This is a genomic window from Glycomyces sp. NPDC050141 (assembly GCF_055586545.1).
In genome coordinates this window covers 35,765-55,367 of sequence record NZ_JBVJHZ010000015.1, presented here as the reverse complement: position 1 = coordinate 55,367, position 19,603 = coordinate 35,765, and the positions used below count along the sequence as shown (strand labels likewise).

The following is a 19,603-nucleotide window of genomic DNA, read 5'->3' as shown; positions in this document are numbered from 1 at the left end:
CCATGGCCGCATAGCCTTCGGGGGTCCGGTCGATGCCGATGGTCTGGTCGAAGGCGAATGCCGCTGACCGGCAGATTCGTCCACTGTGACCGATTACCGTGGCCGCATGCTCCGTTTCGCACCGTTCTTCACCGTCGTGCTGCTGGCCGTCGCAGGCAGCGCGCTCGCCGCGGCGGTCTCGCCGTGGTGGCTCGTGCTGGCCGTGCCGATGCTGGTCCTCAGCGCGGTCGGCGTCTGGGACCTGGTCCAGCGCCGCCACTCGATCCTGCGGAACTACCCGCTCAGCGGGCACTTCCGCTTCGGGCTCGAGGGCATCCGGCCCGAGATCCAGCAGTACTTCGTCGAGAGCGACACCGACGGGCGGCCGTTCGACCGGGACGCGCGCTCACTGGTGTACGAGCGGGCGAAGGCGGTCAACCAGGAGAAGGCCTTCGGCACGGAACTGGACGTCTACGAGGTCGGCCAGGAGTTCCTCGCCCATTCCCTGGCCCCGCTCGAGCCGCCCGCCGAGCAGCACCGGGTGTCCGTGGGCGGCCCCGAATGCAAGCAGCCCTACGACATGGCGCTGCTCAACGTCTCGGCGATGAGCTTCGGCGCGCTCTCGCCGCACGCGATCCTCGCGCTCAACGGGGGCGCGCGGCTCGGGGGTTTCGCGCACGACACCGGGGAGGGCGGCCTGAGCGACTACCATCTGCGGCCCGGCGGGGACCTGGTGTGGGAGATCGGCTCGGGCTACTTCGGGTGCCGCACGCCCGAAGGCAAGTTCGACATCGAGCAGTTCGCGGCCAAGGCCGCGCACCCGCAGGTCAAGTGCGTGTCGGTCAAGCTCTCGCAGGGCGCGAAGCCGGGCATCGGCGGGGTCATGCCCGCCGCGAAGGTGAACCCCGAGATCGCCGGCATCCGCGGCGTCCCGGTCGGCGAGAAGTGCGTCTCCCCGCCCGGCCATGCGGCGTTCGCGGGCCCGACCGGCCTGCTGGAGTTCGTCGCCGAGCTGCGCGAACGCTGCGGCGGCAAACCCGTCGGGTTCAAACTCTGCGTCGGGCGGCGCAGCGAGTTCCTCGCGATCTGCAAGGCGGCCATCGCCACCGGCATCATGCCCGACTTCATCATCGTCGACGGCTCCGAAGGCGGCACCGGGGCGGCACCGCTCGAATTCGAGGACAACGTGGGCATGCCGCTCACCGACGGCCTCACCTTCGTCCACAATGCTCTCGTCGGGACGAATCTCCGCGAGCACGTCCGCGTCGGGGCCTCAGGCAAAGTGGCCTCGGGCGCCGACATCGTCAAACGCCTCATCCAGGGCGCCGACTACACGAACGCCGCCCGCGCCATGATGATGGCGCTCGGCTGCATCCAGGCCCAGCGCTGCCACACCAACCGCTGCCCGGTCGGCGTCGCGACCCAGGACCCGCGCCGCTACCGGGCCCTCGAGACGGGCACCAAGGCCGAGCGGGTACGCAGCTTCCAGCGCGAGACCGTCGCCAGCGCCGCGGCGCTCATCGCCGCGATGGGACTGCCCGGCCCGGAGGCGCTGCGCCCCGCGCACCTGGTGCGGCGCACCGCCGACCACACCCTGACCCCGTTCGACGAGGTCCATCCGGGCCTCGGTCCGGGCCAGCTGCTCGCCGAGACGCCGCCGACGTGGGCCGCCGACTGGCACACCGCCTCGGCCGACCGCTTCTAGGAGAGGGAGACAGGATGTCGAAGTCCGTCAGTCAGACCATCGTGGACGCACTGGTGTCGCAAGGGGTGCGGCACGTCTTCGGCGTGGTCGGCGACGCGCTCAACAGCGTCACCGACGCGATCCGCACCACCGAGGGCATCGACTGGGTCGCGACCCGCCACGAGGAGGCCGCCGCGTTCGCCGCCGGGGCGGTCGCGCAGCTGACCGGGCGGCTCGGGGTGTGCGCCGGCACCGTCGGGCCGGGCGCGGTGCACCTGCTCAACGGCCTGTACGACGCCGCAAAGAGCCACGCGCCGGTGCTGGCGATCACCGGGCAGGTGCCGTTGGCCGAGCTCGGATCGGACTACTTCCAGGAGGTCGACAACGACCACCTGTTCCGCGACGTGGCGCTGTTCAACCGCACCGTCACCAGTCCGGCCCAGATGCCGTACCTGCTGGACCAGGCCGTGGAGGCCGCGTTGAACGGCCCGGGTGTGGCCGTGCTCAGCCTCCCGGGCGACGTCGGGCCGCAGCCGGTGGCCGATCCGCGCCCGGCGCGGGCGTTCCGGGGCCGGGTCCGCTCGGTGCCCGAGGCCGCCGACCTCAAGCGCGCCGCCGCGATGCTCGAAGCCGCGCACAGGGTCACGATCCTGGCGGGCTGCGGCTCGTCGGCGGCCCGCGCCGAGGTGCTGGAGCTCGCGGAGCGCCTCGGCGCGCCCGTGGTGGTCACTTTGAAGGCCAAGGAGATCTACGACGCCGACGAGACGCACCAGGTCGGCCAGGTCGGTCTGCTCGGCAACCCGGCCGCCGCGAAGGCGATGACCGATTGCGACCTGCTGCTCATGGCCGGCACCGACTTCCCCTACCGGGACTGGTATCCCGAGGACGCCGAGGTCGTCCAGATCGACGCGCGCGCCGAGCACCTCGGCAGGCGGGTGCCCGTCGACATCGGACTGGTCGGCGACGCCGAGCTCACCCTGCAGGCGCTGAACCGGCTGGTTGAAGGCCGGGCGCGCGACGGCGGCCGACTCGCGCGTATCCGCGAGGAGTACGGGCGGTGGCGCGAACGCCAGGCCCGGCTCACCGACCCCGCCTACGGCGAGGGCCTGGCCCAGAAGGCCCGGTCGGCGCTCGACGACCCGGGGCACCGCATCCGCCCCGAGGCGGTCGCGGCGGCCGTCGGCGACCTCGCGGCCGACGACGCGGTGTTCACGTCGGACACCGGCATGTCGACGGTCTGGCTGGCCCGCTTCGTCCGTATGCGGCCCGGCCAGCGGCTCATCGGCTCCTACAACCTCGGTTCGATGGCGAACGCGATGCCGCAGGCCATCGGGGCCGCGACCGCGTTCCCGGGCCGCCAGGTGATCGCGTTCTGCGGCGACGGGGGCTTCACGATGCTGCTGGGCGACCTGCTCACGGCGGTCAGGTACGCGCTCGACGTCAAACTGGTCGTGTTCGACAACCACCGGCTCGGCATGGTCAAGCTCGAACAGGAGCAGGCGGGCCTGCCCGAGTTCGGCACGGTGCTCCCCAACCCGGACCTGGCGGCGGTCGCCGAAGCTATGGGCGCCACCGGAATCCGCATCGCCGACCCCGCCAAGCTCCGCACGGCCATGGCCGAGGCCCTGGCGCTGCCCGGACCCGTCGTCATCGACGTCCTCACCAATCCGCAGGAGATCGCCGTCCCGCCGAAGACGACCGCGGGCCAGGCGTGGGGTTTCGCGATCGCCAAGATCAAGGAGACGCTGCACAGCGAAGGCGACGCCTGAGCGAGGGCGCTCGCTATCCTGCGGGACGGCGCGGGCCCCGCGCGAGGATGTAGAGGAGCAGGGCCGCCATGACCGCGGCGCCCACCCACATGGACTGGCGCCATCCATCCACGAAGGACTCTTGGGCGGCGCGGATGAGCGTATCGGCGTCCGTCTCCGCATGCTCAGCGGCGGAGAAGGCGGTGGCGATGCCGTCTCTGGCGGTGGCGGCGTCGGTGCCGTCGAGGCGGGAATCCACGGCGTTCCGGTATCCGGCGGTGAGGACTGCGCCGAGGAGCGCGACCCCGAGGGCCGTGCCGAATTCCCGGGTGATGTCGTTGAGTGCGGAGGCGACGCCTTGACGTTCACGGGGCAGCGCCGCGGTGATGGCCTCGGTCGACGGTGTCATCGTCAACCCCATGCCGAGTCCCATGGAGAGCATGCCGGGGAGGATCGACGGGTAGCCGCCGTCGACGGAGACGAACGCCGCCATGAGGGCGAGGCCGACGCCGCCGAGGAGGATGCCGACCGCCATCATCGAGCGCGCGCTGACGCGCGCGGCGGCCTTCGGGGCGAGTCCGGAGGCCGCCATCATCAGCAGCGCCATGGGCATGAGCGCCAACGTGGACTGGAGGCCGGTCCAGCCGAGCACCGCCTGGAAGTACAGGAACAGCACCACGAAGATCCCGGCCTGCACGCCGAACACGACCAGCAGCGCCAGCGCGCCGCCCGCGAGGCCGCGGTCGCGGAACAGGCGCAGGTCGAGCAGCGGCGCGCGCCTGCGCAGTTCCCAGACGGTGAACGCGGCGGCGGCCGCGGCCCCGATGAGCAGACCGAGCAGCGCGATCGGGTCGCTCCAGCCCTGATCGGGGGCTTCGTGCAGGTAGTAGACGAGGCCGACCACGGCGATCACGGAGGTGATCGAGCCGCCGAGGTCGAACGGGTGGCGGGCGGGTTCGCGCGAGTTCGGGACGGCGCGGGCGGTCATCGCGGCTGCGGCGACGACCAGCCCGACCGGCAGGGCGAACAGCCACCGCCAGTCCGCCACGTCGACCAGGAGCGCCGAGAGGTACATCCCGAGGATGCCGCCGCCTCCGGCGACGCCGGTCCACACGCCGATCGCCTTGGCACGCTCGGATTCGGGGAAGGTCGAGGTGATGACTGCGAGGGTGACCGGCATGATCGCCGCCGCACCGACCCCGGCCAGCAGCCGGGCGCCGAGCATCACCTCGGTCGCGGTGGCGAGCGCGGCGGCGGCGTTGGCCGCGCCGAAGACGGCGAGGCCGGTCAGCAGCACCGGTTTGCGGCCCCAGCGGTCGCCGAGGGCGCCGAGCGGCAGCAGCAGGGCGGCGAGGGTGATCGTATAGATGTTGATGAACCACAGCACCTGGGTCTGCGACGCGTCGAAGGCGACGGCCAGCTGGGGCTGGGCGACGTTGAGCCCTGACACGGAGGCGATGACGGCCATGAGGGCGACGCAGACGGCGGCCAGGATCTCGCGGCGTCGGCGTGGATCGTCGACGGTCGGGTCGGGTTCGGCTGCGCGCGTGGGGACTTGCGAAGTCATTGGAGTCCTCTCAGCATGAATTCGGGCGGGTTCAGGGGCGTTTGACGGCGCGCACGACGACGTCGTGGAGTTCGACCGCGCGGCGCCGGCCCCGCATCCCGCGTCCAGGGCCGTGCCCGGAACGAGGTCGTCGGCCGCTTCGGCGAGGTACGGATTCGCCGGGTGCGCGGCACCGCGCTTCTGCCGCCAGCGCTGTTCCCAAGCGTCCCTGTCGAACTCGGTCATCGTTCCCCTCCTTGTGGGCCTGTGCCCCGGGGCGGGGCACCGCACGATGGTGACGCTCGATCCCGAGAATGTGCAAAGCTATTTGCCGAATGGCAAAATGGGGACATGGGAACGGATCTGGAATCGACGCTCGACGCGGTCGGGCCGCGACTCAAACGCTTGCGCCTGGGCCGCGACGTCACGCTCCTCGACCTCGCGGCGGAGACCGGCATCTCGGCGAGCACGCTGTCCCGCCTCGAGTCGGGCCTGCGGCGTCCGACCCTCGAACAGCTCCTCCCCCTCGCCCGGGCCTACGGCGTCACGCTCGACGAGCTCGTGGACGCCCCGCCCACCGGCGATCCGCGCGTGCACCTGCGCCCGATCGCCTGCCGTGACGGGGCGACGATCCTCCCGCTCACCCAGCGGCCCGGCGGGATCCAGGCGTACAAGTTCGTGCTGCCGACCGGCCGGGACGATGCCGAACCCGACATGCGCACGCACGAGGGGTACGACTGGGTCTACGTCCTCAACGGCCGCCTCCGCCTGGTCCTCGGCGAGCACGACATTCTCCTCAAACCGGGTGAGGCCGCCGAGTTCGACACCCGCACCCCGCACTGGTTCGGCGCGACGAGCGCCGGACCCGTCGAGTTCCTCAGCCTCGTCGGCAGACAGGGCGAACGCGCGCACATCCGCGCCGCACCGGGGCGGCGCCCGCCGGGCTAACCGACGGCTTTCTTGGGTTCTAGTGCGTGGCCTTGCGGTTCAGGAGGTTCCGCCGGGAACGATCGTCAGCGGGGAGCCGACGGGGGCGTTCGCCGCCGCGTCGGCACGGCCGAGTTCGGCGAGGACTCGCTCGAACATATCGGTCGCCGCCGCGCCGAGGTCGTAGGCGACCGTGGTCAGCGGGGGAATCGTGAGCCGGGAGAGCGGGGTCGCGTCCATGCCGATCAGTGCGAGCTCGGTCGGGACGCGCCAGCCGCGAACCGTCCCGGCCGACAGGAGCGCGGTGGCGACGTCGTCGTTGTAGCAGACCACGGCGATTCCCGGCGGTTCGAGTTCGTCCACCGCGGCCAGGGCGTCCTGCGAGTCGACGTCGAGGCGCACGATCTTCGGTTCGGCAAGTCCTGCTTCGATACAGGCGGCGCGAACGCCCTCCTCCCGGAGGAGGCCGAAAGGGTCCTGGCGGGCGTCCGCGAGGTGGGCGAACGCCAGTCGCGTGTGCCCTCGGGCGATGAGGTGGCGGGCTTGGAGTTCGCCGATGGCGCGGTTGCGGGCGTCGTCGGCGTGCGAGGGCTCGACCGCGTGAACGCCGCGCTCGTCGAGGAGTCTGCGCTGCTCCGGGGTGAACGGGATCATCGAGACCACCGCTGCCGGGGCCATCCCGACCGCGATGCGGTCGAGCGACTGCCTCGACGGCGCAGAGAACCGCAGCACCAGGGTGAGCCCGGCGGCGGCGAGGGCTTCGGTGAGCCGGTCGACCAGATCCTGCAGGTTCTTGCCGAAGGTGGTGTTCGGAATGAGCAGGACGACCAGGTCGCTGGAGCCGCGCGCGAGGGTGCGTCCGGCGACCGACGGGTGGTAGTCGAGCTCGGCCGCGGCCCGGTGCACGCGGTCGCGCGTTTCGCTGGCGAAGCGCTCGTCGCGGCCGTTGAGGATCAGGCTCACGGTCGCGCGCGAGACGCCGGCGCGTTTGGCGACGTCGGCGCTGGTGACCGCCATGTCCGTCTCCTTTCGGCTTGCGAGTGGGTGCAACAGGATCTTACGGGACGAGTTCGGCCCCGGAGTTGACGCGCGTTAACAACGTGTGCTTCCCTAGGTTACGCGCGTTAACAACCTTGTCCGCCGACGCGCTGACACCGGAGCCTGAGGAGTTCGCCATGACGCGACGGCAGTTCAACCGCGGTTGGTCGTACCGGCCGAAGACCACCGCATTCCAGGAGCTCGGCGGCGCGGGCGCCGAGGCCTGGACCGAGGCGGTACTCCCCCACGACGCCCTCATCGGCGCCCAGCGGCATGCCGACGTCCCGCGCGGCGAGACCACCGGGTACTTCCCCGGCGGCGCATTCGAGTACCGCAGGACCCTTCCCGTGCCCGCTGAGGACGCGGGCAAGCGGTACGTCCTCGAATTCGACGGGGTCTACCGCGACGCGATGGTCTACGTCAACGGCGCCCTCGCAGGCCAGCACGCCTACGGCTACTCGCGGTTCACCGTGCGCATCGACCCGTACCTGACGTTCGGCGGGGACAACGAGATCCGCGTCGAATGCCGCGCCCACCTCGACTCCCGCTGGTACACCGGCGCTGGGCTCCACCGGGAGGTGCACCTGCACGTCACCGAGCCGGTCCACTTCGCCGTGGACGGCATCCGGATCACCACCCCGGACATCGACGGCGAGCGCGCCGTCGTCGACATCGAGGCCACAGTCGTCAACGGCGGTTTGACGACCGCGACCTACCTCGTCACCGGTGCGGTCACCGGCCCCGACGGGACCGAGCTCGTGCGCGGCCGCTCGCCGATCACGCTGCCGCCGGGCGGGTCCGGGGTGGTGCGGCAGCGCCGGTACGTCCCCGAGCCGAAGCTCTGGAGCGTGGACGACCCGAACCTGTACACGGCCGAGCTGCGCCTCCTGGACGGCGACCGCCTCGTCGAGGAGGCGGACCTCGCGTTCGGCATCCGCTCGCTCCGGCTCGACCCCGAGCACGGGCTGCGGATCAACGGCGAGATGGTCAAGCTGCGCGGCGCGTGCGTGCACCACGACAACGGCCCGCTCGGCGCGGCTTCCTTCGCGGCAGCGGAGGAACGGCGGGTGCGGCTGCTCAAGGAGGCCGGGTTCAACGCGATCCGGAGCGCGCACAACCCGGCGAGCCCGGCGATGCTGGAGGCCTGCGACCGCCTCGGGATGCTCGTGATGGACGAGTCGTTCGACATGTGGACCTCCGGCAAGTCCGACTTCGACTACGCCTTCGACTTCCCGCAGTGGTGGGAGCGGGATCTGGAGGCGATGGTCGCCAAGGACTTCAACCACCCCAGCGTCGTCTTCTACTCGATCGGGAACGAGATCCCCGAGACCGGCACCGCTCACGGATCAGTCTGGAGCCGCCGTCTGGCCGAGAAGGTGCGCACGCTCGATGCGACCCGGTTCGTCACCAACGGGGTCAACGGCTTCGTGTCCGTCCTGGACGCGGTGATCCCGGCGATGCGGCAGCGCCGCGAGAGCGCCGGGGCCGACGCGGGCGGCGTGAACGGGATGATGGCCGGGTTCGGGCAGATGATGGACCAGATCCAGGCCTCGCCGATGGTGACCGAGCGGACCGAGGAGTCGTTCGCGGTGCTGGACGTGGCCGGGATGAACTACGGCGAGGCCCGGTACGAGCCGGACGCGGCGGCGTTCCCGGACCGGATCATCGTGGGCGCCGAGACCTGGCCGAGCGTGATCGACCGGAACTGGGAGCTCGTGAAGGCCCACGGCCGGATCATCGGGGACTTCACCTGGACCGGTTGGGACTACCTGGGCGAGACCGGGATCGGCCTGATCCAGTACGCGGGCGAAGGCGAGGGCGCCGCATCGTTCTCCAGCGGGTTCCCGGGTCTGACCGCGTGGTGCGGGGACCTCGACATCACCGGGCATCGCCGACCGGTCTCGTACTACCGCGAGACGGTCTTCGGGCTCCGTTCAACGCCCTACATCGCCGTGCAGCGGCCCGAGCGGTACGCGGCCGAGGTCGCCGTGGCGACGCCGTGGTCATGGAGCGACACCCTCTCGGGCTGGAGCTGGCCCGATCATGTGGGCGCACCCGTCCGCGTCGAGGTCTACTCGGACGCCGAAGAAGTGGAGCTGCTGCTCGACGGCCGCAGCCTCGGGCGCGCGAAAGTCGGTGCCGAGCGGCGCTTCCGCGCGGACTTCGACCTCCTGTACGAGCCGGGCGAGCTGACCGCCGTGGCCTACACCCGCGGGGCGGAAACCGGCCGGGCCGGTTTGGCCTCGGCCGGCGCTGACCTGCGACTGTCCATGGAATCGGACCGGTCCGAACTGGACGCCGACAACGATCTGGCCTTTGTAGACATCATGCTCGCCGACGGAGACGGCGTCGTCCACCATGCCCTGGACCGCGCCGTCACCGTCGCGGTCGAGGGCCCGGCGGTCCTCCAGGCGCTCGGCAGCGCCAACCCCGTGACCGACGAGGGCTTCTGCAACGACACGCACCTGACCTTCGACGGCCGGGCCCTCGCGATCGTGCGGCCCACCGGGCCCGGAGCGATCACCGTGACCGCCACCTCGGAGGGCTGCGAACCGCAGTCGCTCACCTTGCACGCCAACTGATCCCCATCACCTGATCCCTCACCGAATTGACAAAGGAGTCACGAGACCATGACCAACGATCTCCCTTCCGCGGTCGTCGCGGACGCAGGCGCGGTCCTCGACCAACCACCGCCGGGGCCTGGTGCCACCCGCACTGAGCAGCCGAAGGCGAACGGCCGCTGGGTCCTGCTGCTGATCCTCGCCATCTTCGGCGCCTATATCGCCTGGGTGACGCCGATCGGCGTCTCCCTTGCCGTTCAGGTCAATGCGCTCGCGCCCGACCATGAGGAGTACCTCGGGATCGTCCTGGGCATCGGTTCGGCCTCGACCATGGTCTTCGGGCCGTTCTTCGGGCAGTTGAGCGACCGCACCCGTTCCAGGCTGGGACGGCGTCGGCCCTGGATCATCGGCGGCACCGTCGTCGGGGCCGTCGGCCTGGTCGCCATGGCGGCCGCGCCGAGCGTGTCGCTGCTGTGCGCCGCCTGGGTGATCGCCCAGATCGGTTGGAGCCAGGCCGCCAACAACCTCGTCACGCTCCAGGCCGACCGGCTCCCGGAGTCGCAGCGCGGCAAGGTCGCCGGGTTCGCCGGTTTCGCGACCATGGTCGCCCCGGTCCTCGGCGCGGTGATCGCCGGTTCGTTCGCCGCCGACCCGTTCCTGCTCTTCCTCGTGCCCGGTGCGATCGGCACGGTCCTGATGGCCCTGTTCGTGCTGCTGGCCCGTGAGGACGACAGCCGCGGCCTGGTCGTCACCGAGGCGCTGACAGCGACGTCGGTGCTGTCGAAATACGGGTTCGACCCGCGGCGCTACCCCGATTTCGCCTGGAACTGGATCGCCCGCTTCCTGTTCTTCTTCGGCCTGACGCTCAACACCACCTACACCGCGTACTTCTTCGCGTCCCGGCTGGACATCCCGGTGAGCGAGATCGGCGGCACCGTCGCCACCGTGGGCATCATCGGCGTGGCCGCCACGATCATCGGAGCACTCGGCAGCGGCGGGCTCTCCGACAGGCTCGGCCGCCGCAAGGTGTTCGTGATCGGCTCAGGGCTCCTGTTCTCCCTGGGCACCATCGTGACCGTGCTCGCAGACGACCTGCCGCAGCTCATCGTCGGCACCTTCGTGTGCAACCTCGCCATCGGCGTGTTCTCGGCGGTCGACCAGGCCCTGTTCATCGACGTGCTCCCCGAGCGCGACACCGACGCCGGCCGGTTCATCAACCTCACCCAGTTCGCCGTCGCCATCCCGCAGTCGATCGCCGCGCTCGCCGCCGCGGCACTGCTGACCATCGGTGCGGCCGGGGGCGAGCAGAACTACACGGCCGTCTATGTGGCAGCCGCGATCTGCACCGCCATCGGCGGATCACTGGTCACCCGCATCAAATCCGTGCGCTGACACGAAGACTCGAGAAGGAGCAGCACATGTTCACCGACTGGCACCGCATGATCGAGCGGCGGTTCCTCGGACCGTCGCGGGCGATGAAGGCCTCCCACTTCGAGCAGCTGGAGCTGCACGGCGGCGAGATCGTCTTCCTCGGCGACAGCATCACCGAAGGCGGCCAATGGCACGAATGGTTCCCGGGCCTGGCGGTCGCCAACCGCGGTATCGGCGGCGACACGACCACCGGCGTCCTGAAACGGCTCCACACCGCCACGGCAGGCCCGCCGCGCGCCGTCCTGCTGCTCATCGGCACCAACGACCTGAGCCTGCAGTACCCGACCGAAGCGATCGCCGCCAATGTGGATCGCATCGTGTCAGCCATCCAGGCGGACGCCCCTGACGCGCAGATCGTCCTCCAGAGCGTAATGCCCCGCAGGGCCAAACGCCGCGAACGCATCCAGGAGCTCAACGACCGCTACCGCGAGATCGCGCACGCCCGAGGCATCCGGTTCCTCGACCTGTGGCCCGCGCTCGCCGACGAAGCCGGAGCGCTGAACCGCGCCTACACCCTGGACGACCTCCATCTCAACGGCGCGGGCTACCGTGCCTGGATCGACCTGCTGCGACCGGTCGTCGCGGACGCCCTGGCGGACCGTCAGGCATAAACGACTCGACCCTGGTCACACCTTCGGCTCACTCCGAGCAAGAAACCGGGGTATCGCGAGCTCACCGCCGCTGAGCGGCGCGCTCGCGGACCCCGCGACGATCGCCTCCAGGTCTAGACTGGCGGCCATGACCTCGATCGGCTTCATTGGCCTCGGCAGGATGGGCCGCATCATGGCCCGGCGGCTCATCGATGCGGGATTCGATGTGGCCGTGTGGAATCGGACTTCGGACGCGATGGAGGGGTTCGCGTCGGCGGCCGCCGACGCGCGGCAGGCCGTGGCGGGGCGGCAGTTCGTCGTCACCATGCTCACCGGGCCGGAAGCGGTGCTCGAAGTCCTGTTCGGCGAGCACGACGCCGCGACGGCGCTCGCGGAGGGCACCACCGTCATCGACATGTCCACGATCGGCCCCGAGGCCGTCCGGGAACTGCGCGAACGGCTTCCCGACACTGTGCACCTCGTCGACGCGCCGGTCCAGGGCAGCCTCCCGCAAGCGGAAGCCGGGGCCCTGCGCATCAGCGCGGGCGGCGACGCCCAGGTCGTGGCCGCGTGCCAGCCGGTGCTCAGCACGCTCGGAACCGTGCGCCATGTGGGTCCGCTCTCGTCCGGCGCGAAACTGAAAGTCGTGGTGAACGCGGCGATGATCGCCTCGTTCGGGGTCATGGGCGAGGCGCTCGAACTCGCCCGGACCCTCGAGTTGAACGAAGAGGACGTCTTCGAAGCGCTCTCGTCCACCGCCGTCACCTCGCTCGCGGAACGCGTCCGGCAGCGGATCGACGACACCGACGGCCCCACCCGGTTCGCACTCGGCTTGGCAGAGAAGGACTTGCGGCTGTGCCTCCGGGCCGGACTGGCCGAGGACGGCATCGTCGCCGCCGCCCAGGGGCGGTTCGCCGCGGCGGTGGCGGACGGGCTGGACCAGCGCGACTTCTCGGAGATCGTGCGGTACCTCCGCGGCGCGAAGGCGCGGTAGTGCTCGGGCGGGGCGAGTGCCAGGTGTGGTGGGCCGGGCCCGGTGACGTCAGGGACTGGCACCGCGGGCTGCTGAACGAGCAGGAGCGCGGGCGCGCCGACGCCTACCGCCAGGAGGTGGATCGCGCCCGGTTCACGATCGGCTGCGCGCTCAGCCGGATCCTGCTGGGGCGGTTGACCGGGACCGAGCCGGGCGAGCTGCGGATCGATCGGGAATGCGACGATTGCGGTGGGCCCCACGGGAAGCCGAGGATCGCCGGGGATCTGGCGCACTTCTCGGTGAGCCATTCCGGGGAGCGGGTAGCGGTGGCGGTAACCGGGGCAGGGCCGGTCGGGGTCGACGTGGAGTCCCGCGATGCGGTCGCCGAAGGCCTGGCGGAGCGGGTGCTCGCGCCCGGGGAGCTCCTCGAGTTCGAGGCCCTGGAGCCGAAAGCGCAGCGGGAGGCGTTCTTCACGTACTGGGTGCGCAAGGAGGCGGTCCTCAAGGCCACCGGGGACGGCCTGCGGTTCCCGATGCGGCGCCTACGGGTGAGTGACCACCGCAGTCCGGCAGCGTTGCGGGCCTTCGAGGGCCGACCCGCGCTGGCGATGCGGCTGTTCGATCTGCGGGCGTCCGAGGGTTACGCGGCCGCCGTGGCGGTGGCGACCGGCGAACCGGTCGACGTCACCGTCCACAGCGGCACGGATCTGCTCACAGGTCGTTGAGGGCGCTCCGCAGCGCCGCGAGGCTCGCGTCGAAGTCCAGCGACAGACCCAGTTCCATAATGGGCAGTTCTCGCAGGAAGCCCCGAAGGTCGGCCTCGACCGCCTGCGAGACGGCGGGGTCGGACTTCCCGGTGAGGATGTCGTCGCGGCAGCGGTCCACCGCCTCCTCCAACGGGACCGGCCTGACCCCGGGTTCCCCGTGCCGCAGGAACACCAGCACCTCCGGGCGCAGCCGGGGCGCGAGCGCGACCTCTGGCCTGCCGGTCCAGCTGACGCGGAACTTGCGGCCGTCATCGACTGCCGCAGTGGGCAGCCCGGTCAGCTCCTCGCATCGGTCGAAGAGCCCGGCGTCGAGGTACATCACCTGAGGCAGGCCGGTCACGACCCGGGCGGGCCCGTCAATCGAGCGGACCATGATGTCCTCGCCCGCGAGCACCGCGCCGTTCCTGGCCGCCCAGTAGCCGAACGTCGACTTGCCGGTCCCGGTGGGCGCGGACACCAGCACCCGGCGCCCGTCGAGCACGAAGCCTCCCGCGTGCAACGGGTAGTGCCGCGCCGACCGGCACACCAGATAGAGGAAGGCGCGCTCGAACATCCAACGGCCCCAGATGATCGGGTCGTCCAGGTCGGACTTCGACAGCGTCATGTCGATGGTCATGGCCTTCGGGTCGATCTCGGCGCGGGACCTGCCCGAGTCGATGACGATCGGGTCGGCGGCGATGACCTCCTCTGTGTGCGGCGGTTCGACCGTGGCGGCGTCGCGGCCGTCCACGACGTCGATCCGCAGCTCGATCGCGGGCCGACCGGTCGACTTCCCCGCCGGTGCGCCGGGGTTGAAGAAGTCCGCCACCAGCGCCGCTGCCGCCGGATGCACCTCGGCCCGCACGGCGAGTCCGTAGCATTCCAGGTCCTCGAAGGTCCGCATCATGCACTCCTCAGTGGATGGTCTTGGCTCGTCTTGAAGCCGCTGTCCAGGAACACCAGCGGTTCACGCTCGGAAAGGACCCTGAACTCCAGGACCCGGCCGATGACCACGTCGTGGTCGCCCGCCGGGTGGATCGCGTCGACCAGGCAGTCGAAGTAGGCGACGCCGTCGGCGAGCACCGGGGCGCCGCTGTGCGGCGCGGCCCAGTGGGGCCAGCGCGCGAACGCCTCGGTGCCGCCGGGCCGGGCTGGATCGGCGAACCAGCGCGCTTCGTCGCGCTGCCCGGAGGCCAGGACGGTCACGGCGAACGCGCCCGCGCTCATCACCTCTTTGCCGGTCCGCGAGGCACTGCTCAGCGAGACCAGGACCAGGAGCGGGGAAATCGATACGGCGGTGAAGGAGTTGACGGTCATGCCGCAGGGCCGGGGGCCGACCATGGCGCTCAGCACCGTGACGCCGGTGGGGAACCGGCCCGCAGTGCGGCGGAAGCGCTGCGACAGGCCGCGCGCCTGCTCGGTCGCGGTCATGACGCGGCCTTGATTCCGGCCGCGTACTCGCGCAGCGCGTCGAGGTGCGTCAGCGCGTCGAGCACCTGGTCGGCGGGCGGGCCGAAGTCGATGAGGCAGGCCGCTTCGTCGACGCCGAGACTGGCGAGCCGGTCGATGACCTTGGCGGCCTTGTCCACGGTGCCGAGCAGGCCGCCGTCGTCGTAGTAGCGGTCGAACGAGCGGCGGACCAGGAACTCCCGGTCGTTCTCGCTGAGGCGGGCCGGGTCGATCTTGCGGGTGCCGTGCGCCTGGGAGCCCAGGAGCAGGCCGAGGGAGCTGCGCAGGTAGTCGCAGAGAGGCTCGCGCACGGTCTCGCGCACCGCCTCCTCGTCGGTGCCGAGGAAGGTGTGGACCATGACGACCACGTGGCCGGGCCAGCCGTCGGCGTCGGGGCGGGCGGCGACGGCCTCGCGGTACGCGCCGATCTTGGCCTCCAGGTCGTCCAGGTCCTGGCCGAGCAGGTGGGTGAGGACCCCGGCGCCCATCGCGCCCGCGCTGCGGAAGGTCTCGGCTCCCCCGGCGCTGGTGATCCAGACCGGGAGGCGGTCGCGCACGGGCCTGGGGTAGACGCGGACCTCGCAGGGCTGCCCGGTGCCGTCGGTCAGCTCGACCGGGTCGCCCCGCCAGAGGCGGCGCACGGTCGCGGCGGTGTCGAGCACGATCTGCCTGCGGTCGGCGTAGTTCTCGGGTCGGAGCGCGAAGTCCTGTGCGTGCCAGCCGGACGCGAAGGCGAGGCCGACCCGTCCGTTGGAGAGGTTGTCGACCACGGCCCATTCTTCGGCGATGCGCGCCGGGTGGTGCAGCGGGGCGACCACGCTTCCGGCGCGGATCTGGATGTTGCCGGTGACGGCCGCGACGGCCGCCGAGGTCACGGAGGGGTTCGGGTAGAGGCCGCCGAAGGGGTGGAAGTGGCGTTCGGGCGTCCAGACCGCCGAGAAGCCGTGCTCGTCGGCGAACCGGGCGCCGTCGAGCAGGAGGCGGTACCGGTCGCCGTCGGCGGCGTCGCCCGCGTCGGCGAAGTAGAACAGACCGAGGTCCATGGGGTGTCTCCTTTGGTCAGACCGTCGCGGTCTGCGGTTCGGCGGCGGATTCGGCGGCGCGGCTGCGGACGGCCCAGCGGGCCACGGGCGGGGCGCAGAACCCGGCGGCCATGAGGATGACGCCGAACAGCAGCCAGCCGGGCCAGCCCCAGCCGAGGATGAGGACGCCGGTGATCGCGGGGGCGGCGGTGGCGCCGAGCTTCGTGGCCACGCCGATGAGGCCCTGGTACTGGCCTTGCGCGTGGTCGGGGGCGAGCCCGAAGGACATAGCCCATTGGCCTGCGGCGTAGAGCAGTTCGCCGAAGACGTGTACGAACGCGCCCAGGCAGAGGCAGGCGACGGCGACCCAGACGGGTTGCCCGGCGGCGGCCGCGAAGATCGCGCAGCAGACGGCGAAGAGGATGCCGGCCTTGCGGAAGGCTCGGGAGCCGCCCAGGACGTCTTCGGCGCCGCGGCTCATCCGTACCTGGAACAGGACCACCGTGACCGTGTTGATGACCAGGACGGCGGCGTAGGTGGCGACCGGCGCGTCGGTGCGCTCGGAGATCCACAACGGCAGGGCGACGGTGAGGAGGCCGTCGTTCATGATGAGCACCGCGTTGATCAACGCCACCACCAGGAACGGGCGGTCCCGGAAGATGCTCTTCCGCTCGTCCTTCGCGGGGCGCTCGACGGCCGGGACCGGCGGGGCCAGGAGGTAGAGGAGGGCGGCGACGATGAACATGCAGCCGCTGGCGATAAGCATGGCGGTGTAGGTGGCGCGGCTGTCGTGCACCAGGGCCGCGCCTCCGGCGAGGATGCCCATCGAGAGGCCGAAGTTGGTGACCGACCGCAGGTACGCGCGGGACTTCACCCGGTCTTCCGGGGGGACGGCGGCGGCGATGACCGCGCCGCGCGCGGCCGTCGCCGAGGCGTCGGCCATCATCACGACGCTGGCGGCCACCACGAAGCTGGTGAAGCCGCCGACCAGCACGTACCCGCCGATGGCCAGCCCTTGCACGGTGATGAACGCCATCGCCATCCGCTTGGGCCCCAGCACGTCGGCGGCGTGGCCGCCGAGCATGCCGACGAGCATCCCGGCGGCGGAGGCGACGGTGAGGCCGAACGCGACCTCCTGGGCGGGGATGCCGACCGAGCCGGTGAAGAACAGCACGCTCGCGGAGACGATGAAGCCCTGGCCGAGCGTGCGGGCCAGGTTGCTGGCCGCGAGCACGCGGACGACTCCCGGCGGCGGCTTCAGGTCCTTCAGAATTGACAGCAAGGCAGGCTCATTTCGATCGGTTCACTGGGTCTGGAGGATCTGCCGCAAGAGCGCCGGGCGGTCGATCTTCCCGTTGGGGTTCAACGGGAGCGCGGGCACGGACTCGTAGCGGCGCGGGATCATGTGCATGGGCAGGTGCCGCCGCAGCCAGGTGACGACCTCGACGGGCGCGAGCGGTTCCCCGGTGTGGCAGGCGACCAGCTCGGTTCCGTTGTCGGCGTCGACCGCGAGGACCACGACCTCGGCGATGCGCGGGTGGCGGCGCAGCGCGGCCTCGACCTCGCCGAGCTCGATGCGGTAGCCGCGAACTTTGACCTGGTTGTCCAGGCGCCCCAAGTGAACCAGGGCCCCGGCCTCGTGGCGCACGCGGTCGCCGGTGCGGTAGTAGCTGGCGTCGTCCACAGTGTCGGCGTCGACCGCGCGGCCGGTCGCCTCGTCCCAGCGCAGGAAGCGCCCGGCGTCGTCAGTCGGGTCCAGGTAGCCGTCGAAGCGCTGGACGCCGCGCACGCACAGCTCGCCTTCGGGGGCGGGCTTCCCGTCCTCGTCGAGGATGCGGTGGTCGAGGAACGGGTAGACCGGTCCGATGGGGACGGTGTCGTTGGCGGTCGCGGGCCAGTGCTCGGGGTCGCGCGGCAGCCGGTACTCGGTGCAGGCGACGGTGAGTTCGGTGGGGCCGTAGACGTTGTCGATGGTCGATCCGGGCACGGCCTCGGCCCACGCCCGGGCCTGGGGCAAGGTGAGGCGCTCGCCGATGAAGCTGCTGCGGCGAACGCCGTGGGCGAGCCCGGCGGGCAGGTTGCCGAGCCCGGCCGCGACCGAGACGACGGACGGGACCGAGAACCAGTGCGTGATTCCGCGTTCGACCAGGTACCTCACCGGTTCCAGCAGTTCGTTGCGGGCCGGGACGACGAGGGCCGCCCCGGCGGACCAGGTCACGAAGAGGTCGAAGATCGACGGGTCGAAGGTCAGGTCGAAGGTGTGCGAGAGGCGGCTCTCCGGGTCGACCTCGAAGTACTCGCGGTTGCGGTCCACATAGGCGGCGACGCTGCGGTGCCGGATCGGGACGCCCTTGGGGCGGCCGGTCGAGCCGGAGGTGAACAGGACGTAGGCCGTGTCGTCGGGCCCGGCGGGCCGCCGCGGGCCGGATTCGTCGAGCGCGGGATCGAGAGCGTCGTCCTTGAGCGCCAATGTCGCCGGGAACTTCGCGGCGGCGAGCTGCGCGGTGCCGGACTCGTCGGCGATGAGGACCCGCAGTCCCGCGAGTTCGCAGACCCGGGCGTTCCGTTCGGCGGGGTAGCCGGGGTTGAGCGGCGTGACGACCGCGCCGAGCCTTTGTGCCGCAAGGTATCCGGCGAAGGCGACCAGGCTCCGCGACGCGAGCAGCCCGATCCGGCGCGGCTCGGGATCGGCCTCGAGCACGCGGTTCGCCACCTGGACGGCGCAGCGGTCGAGCTCCCGGTACGTGTAAGCGAGGCCGTCGATCTCGAGGGCGGGCCGGTCCCCATGGGCGCGCACCGAAGCCTCGAACCATTCGTACATCGTGGACCCGTTCACGCGACCGCCTCCTTCGCGAGCGACACGGCGTCGAGCACCATGGTCGAAGCGGCGCACTGCGGTTCGGGAACTAGGTGGAGCGGGTCAGCACTGCCGGGCACCTCGGCGGCGCAGCGGTCGCAGCGCTCACTGCCGAACCCCGCGAAGCGGTAGGCGACCTCCATCATGCGGTTGCGCCCCGTGGGCGCGAAGTCGGCGAGCAGGTGCACGCCCGCGTCGGCGGCCTCGCCGATGAGCCATCGCAGCAGGACCGAGCCCGCGCCGACCGCGACGACGCGGCAGGAGGTGGCGAGGAGCTTCACGCGCCAGGTGCGGGCGGTCCGGGCCAGCAGCAGGATGCCGACCGCGCCGTACGGGCCGAAGCGGTCCGCCATCGACACGACCAGGACCTCGTGGTCGGCGGCGGTGCGCAGGGCCCGCAGGTCCGCGTCGGAGTAGTGGACGCCGGTGGCGTTCATCTGGCTGGTGCGCAAGGTGAGCTCTTCCAGGCGGGAGATGTCCTCCTCGCCCGCGCGGCGGATCTCCATGGTCACTTCGAGGGAGCGGATGAAGTCGTCGTCGGCCCCTTCGAAGGCGTCGCGCGTCGCGTCCCGCTCGAAGCCGGCCCGGTACATCTCGCGGCGGCGCGCGGAGTCGCGGGTGACGGCGGCGGGGGTGAACTCCGGCAGGCCTGGGAGGTCGGTCGCGGCCTCGGCGGGGTAGCAGCGCACGTCCGGCAGGTGGTAAGCGACTTCGGCGCGTTCGGCCGGGGTGTCGTCGATGAAGGCGATGGTGTTGTGCGCGAACCGGAGCGCGTCGGCGATGGCCGCGATCGAGCCCGATTTCGCTCCCCAGTGGATCTTCGGGAGCAGGAAGTACTCGCTGACGCCGAGCTCGACCAGGCGCGCCCACGCCTGGTCGTGGTCGTTGCGGCTCGCCACGGACTGGAGGATGCCCCGCGAGTCCAGTTCGACGATGGTCCGGCGGACGGCGTCGTCGAGGACCACCGTGCCGTCCTCGCTCAGGGTGCCGTTCCAGAGCGTGTTGTCCAGGTCCCAGACCAGGCATTTGACCGTGTGTTCACTTGTCATCGC

Annotated in this window: 16 protein-coding genes; 8 read left to right on the top strand and 8 right to left on the bottom strand. The window is 71.2% G+C overall.

What is annotated here, in order from left to right; all coding sequences use genetic code 11:
* Positions 1-106 precede the first annotated feature (106 nt).
* Together ACZ60M_RS11480 and ACZ60M_RS11475 are read left to right on the top strand one after the other, a co-directional pair.
* Entirely contained in the window at positions 107-1,684 is a 1,578-nt protein-coding gene (locus ACZ60M_RS11480; protein WP_465417143.1) for an FMN-binding glutamate synthase family protein, read from the top strand.
* A 14-nt stretch (positions 1,685-1,698) separates the two neighbouring features.
* Positions 1,699-3,432, top strand: coding sequence for a thiamine pyrophosphate-dependent enzyme (locus ACZ60M_RS11475; protein ID WP_465417141.1), 1,734 nt, complete (start codon positions 1,699-1,701; stop codon positions 3,430-3,432).
* A gap of 13 nt (positions 3,433-3,445) precedes the next feature.
* Here the strand turns inward: ACZ60M_RS11475 and ACZ60M_RS11470 are convergent, their stop codons facing one another.
* Complete coding sequence (locus ACZ60M_RS11470; RefSeq protein ID WP_465417227.1) at positions 3,446-4,978, bottom strand: MFS transporter; 1,533 nt, start codon at positions 4,976-4,978, stop codon at positions 3,446-3,448.
* 330 nt (positions 4,979-5,308) lie between these two features.
* Here ACZ60M_RS11470 and ACZ60M_RS11465 point away from each other — a divergent pair, with 330 nt between their 5' ends.
* A complete protein-coding gene (locus ACZ60M_RS11465; RefSeq protein ID WP_465417139.1) occupies positions 5,309-5,905 on the top strand; it encodes a helix-turn-helix domain-containing protein in 597 nt (198 codons plus the stop codon).
* A gap of 39 nt (positions 5,906-5,944) precedes the next feature.
* Here the strand turns inward: ACZ60M_RS11465 and ACZ60M_RS11460 are convergent, their stop codons facing one another.
* Positions 5,945-6,901 (bottom strand): LacI family DNA-binding transcriptional regulator, encoded by a 957-nt coding sequence (locus ACZ60M_RS11460; protein WP_465417137.1) that lies wholly within the window; start codon positions 6,899-6,901, stop codon positions 5,945-5,947.
* A gap of 158 nt (positions 6,902-7,059) precedes the next feature.
* On the opposite strand from ACZ60M_RS11460, the gene ACZ60M_RS11455 reads away from it, so the two are divergent.
* The 5 genes from ACZ60M_RS11455 to ACZ60M_RS11435 all read left to right on the top strand — a co-directional run bounded on the left by ACZ60M_RS11455 (position 7,060) and on the right by ACZ60M_RS11435 (position 13,202).
* Positions 7,060-9,504 (top strand): glycoside hydrolase family 2 TIM barrel-domain containing protein, encoded by a 2,445-nt coding sequence (locus ACZ60M_RS11455; RefSeq protein WP_465417136.1) that lies wholly within the window; start codon positions 7,060-7,062, stop codon positions 9,502-9,504.
* Between the two features lie 48 nt (positions 9,505-9,552).
* On the top strand, positions 9,553-10,875 hold the full coding sequence (locus ACZ60M_RS11450; RefSeq protein WP_465417134.1) for an MFS transporter: 1,323 nt from the start codon (positions 9,553-9,555) through the stop codon (positions 10,873-10,875).
* A 26-nt stretch (positions 10,876-10,901) separates the two neighbouring features.
* On the top strand, positions 10,902-11,525 hold the full coding sequence (locus ACZ60M_RS11445) for a GDSL-type esterase/lipase family protein (protein ID WP_465417132.1): 624 nt from the start codon (positions 10,902-10,904) through the stop codon (positions 11,523-11,525).
* Between the two features lie 127 nt (positions 11,526-11,652).
* On the top strand, positions 11,653-12,498 hold the full coding sequence (locus ACZ60M_RS11440) for an NAD(P)-dependent oxidoreductase (RefSeq protein ID WP_465417131.1): 846 nt from the start codon (positions 11,653-11,655) through the stop codon (positions 12,496-12,498).
* Positions 12,498-13,202, top strand: coding sequence for a 4'-phosphopantetheinyl transferase family protein (locus tag ACZ60M_RS11435; RefSeq protein ID WP_465417129.1), 705 nt, complete (start codon positions 12,498-12,500; stop codon positions 13,200-13,202). Before ACZ60M_RS11440 ends, ACZ60M_RS11435 begins: the two co-directional genes overlap by 1 nt.
* Here ACZ60M_RS11435 and ACZ60M_RS11430 read toward each other — a convergent pair.
* Genes ACZ60M_RS11430 through ACZ60M_RS11405 form a run of 6 tightly spaced genes read right to left on the bottom strand, consistent with a single transcriptional unit; the run spans position 13,189 to position 19,600 of the window.
* Entirely contained in the window at positions 13,189-14,127 is a 939-nt protein-coding gene (locus ACZ60M_RS11430; RefSeq protein WP_465417127.1) for a hypothetical protein, read from the bottom strand. The genes ACZ60M_RS11435 and ACZ60M_RS11430 overlap by 14 nt on opposite strands.
* Positions 14,127-14,654: a flavin reductase family protein gene (locus tag ACZ60M_RS11425; RefSeq protein ID WP_465417126.1), complete on the bottom strand. Its 528-nt coding sequence runs from the start codon at positions 14,652-14,654 to the stop codon at positions 14,127-14,129. The genes ACZ60M_RS11430 and ACZ60M_RS11425 overlap by 1 nt, the downstream gene beginning before the upstream one ends.
* Positions 14,651-15,715: a MupA/Atu3671 family FMN-dependent luciferase-like monooxygenase gene (locus ACZ60M_RS11420; RefSeq protein WP_465417124.1), complete on the bottom strand. Its 1,065-nt coding sequence runs from the start codon at positions 15,713-15,715 to the stop codon at positions 14,651-14,653. Before ACZ60M_RS11420 ends, ACZ60M_RS11425 begins: the two co-directional genes overlap by 4 nt.
* A 16-nt stretch (positions 15,716-15,731) precedes the next feature.
* A complete protein-coding gene (locus ACZ60M_RS11415; RefSeq protein ID WP_465417122.1) occupies positions 15,732-16,976 on the bottom strand; it encodes an MFS transporter in 1,245 nt (414 codons plus the stop codon).
* 21 nt (positions 16,977-16,997) lie between these two features.
* Entirely contained in the window at positions 16,998-18,515 is a 1,518-nt protein-coding gene (locus ACZ60M_RS11410; RefSeq protein WP_465417225.1) for an amino acid adenylation domain-containing protein, read from the bottom strand.
* Between the two features lie 11 nt (positions 18,516-18,526).
* Entirely contained in the window at positions 18,527-19,600 is a 1,074-nt protein-coding gene (locus ACZ60M_RS11405) for an HAD-IIIC family phosphatase (RefSeq protein WP_465417120.1), read from the bottom strand.
* Between the last annotated feature and the right edge of the window lie 3 nt (positions 19,601-19,603).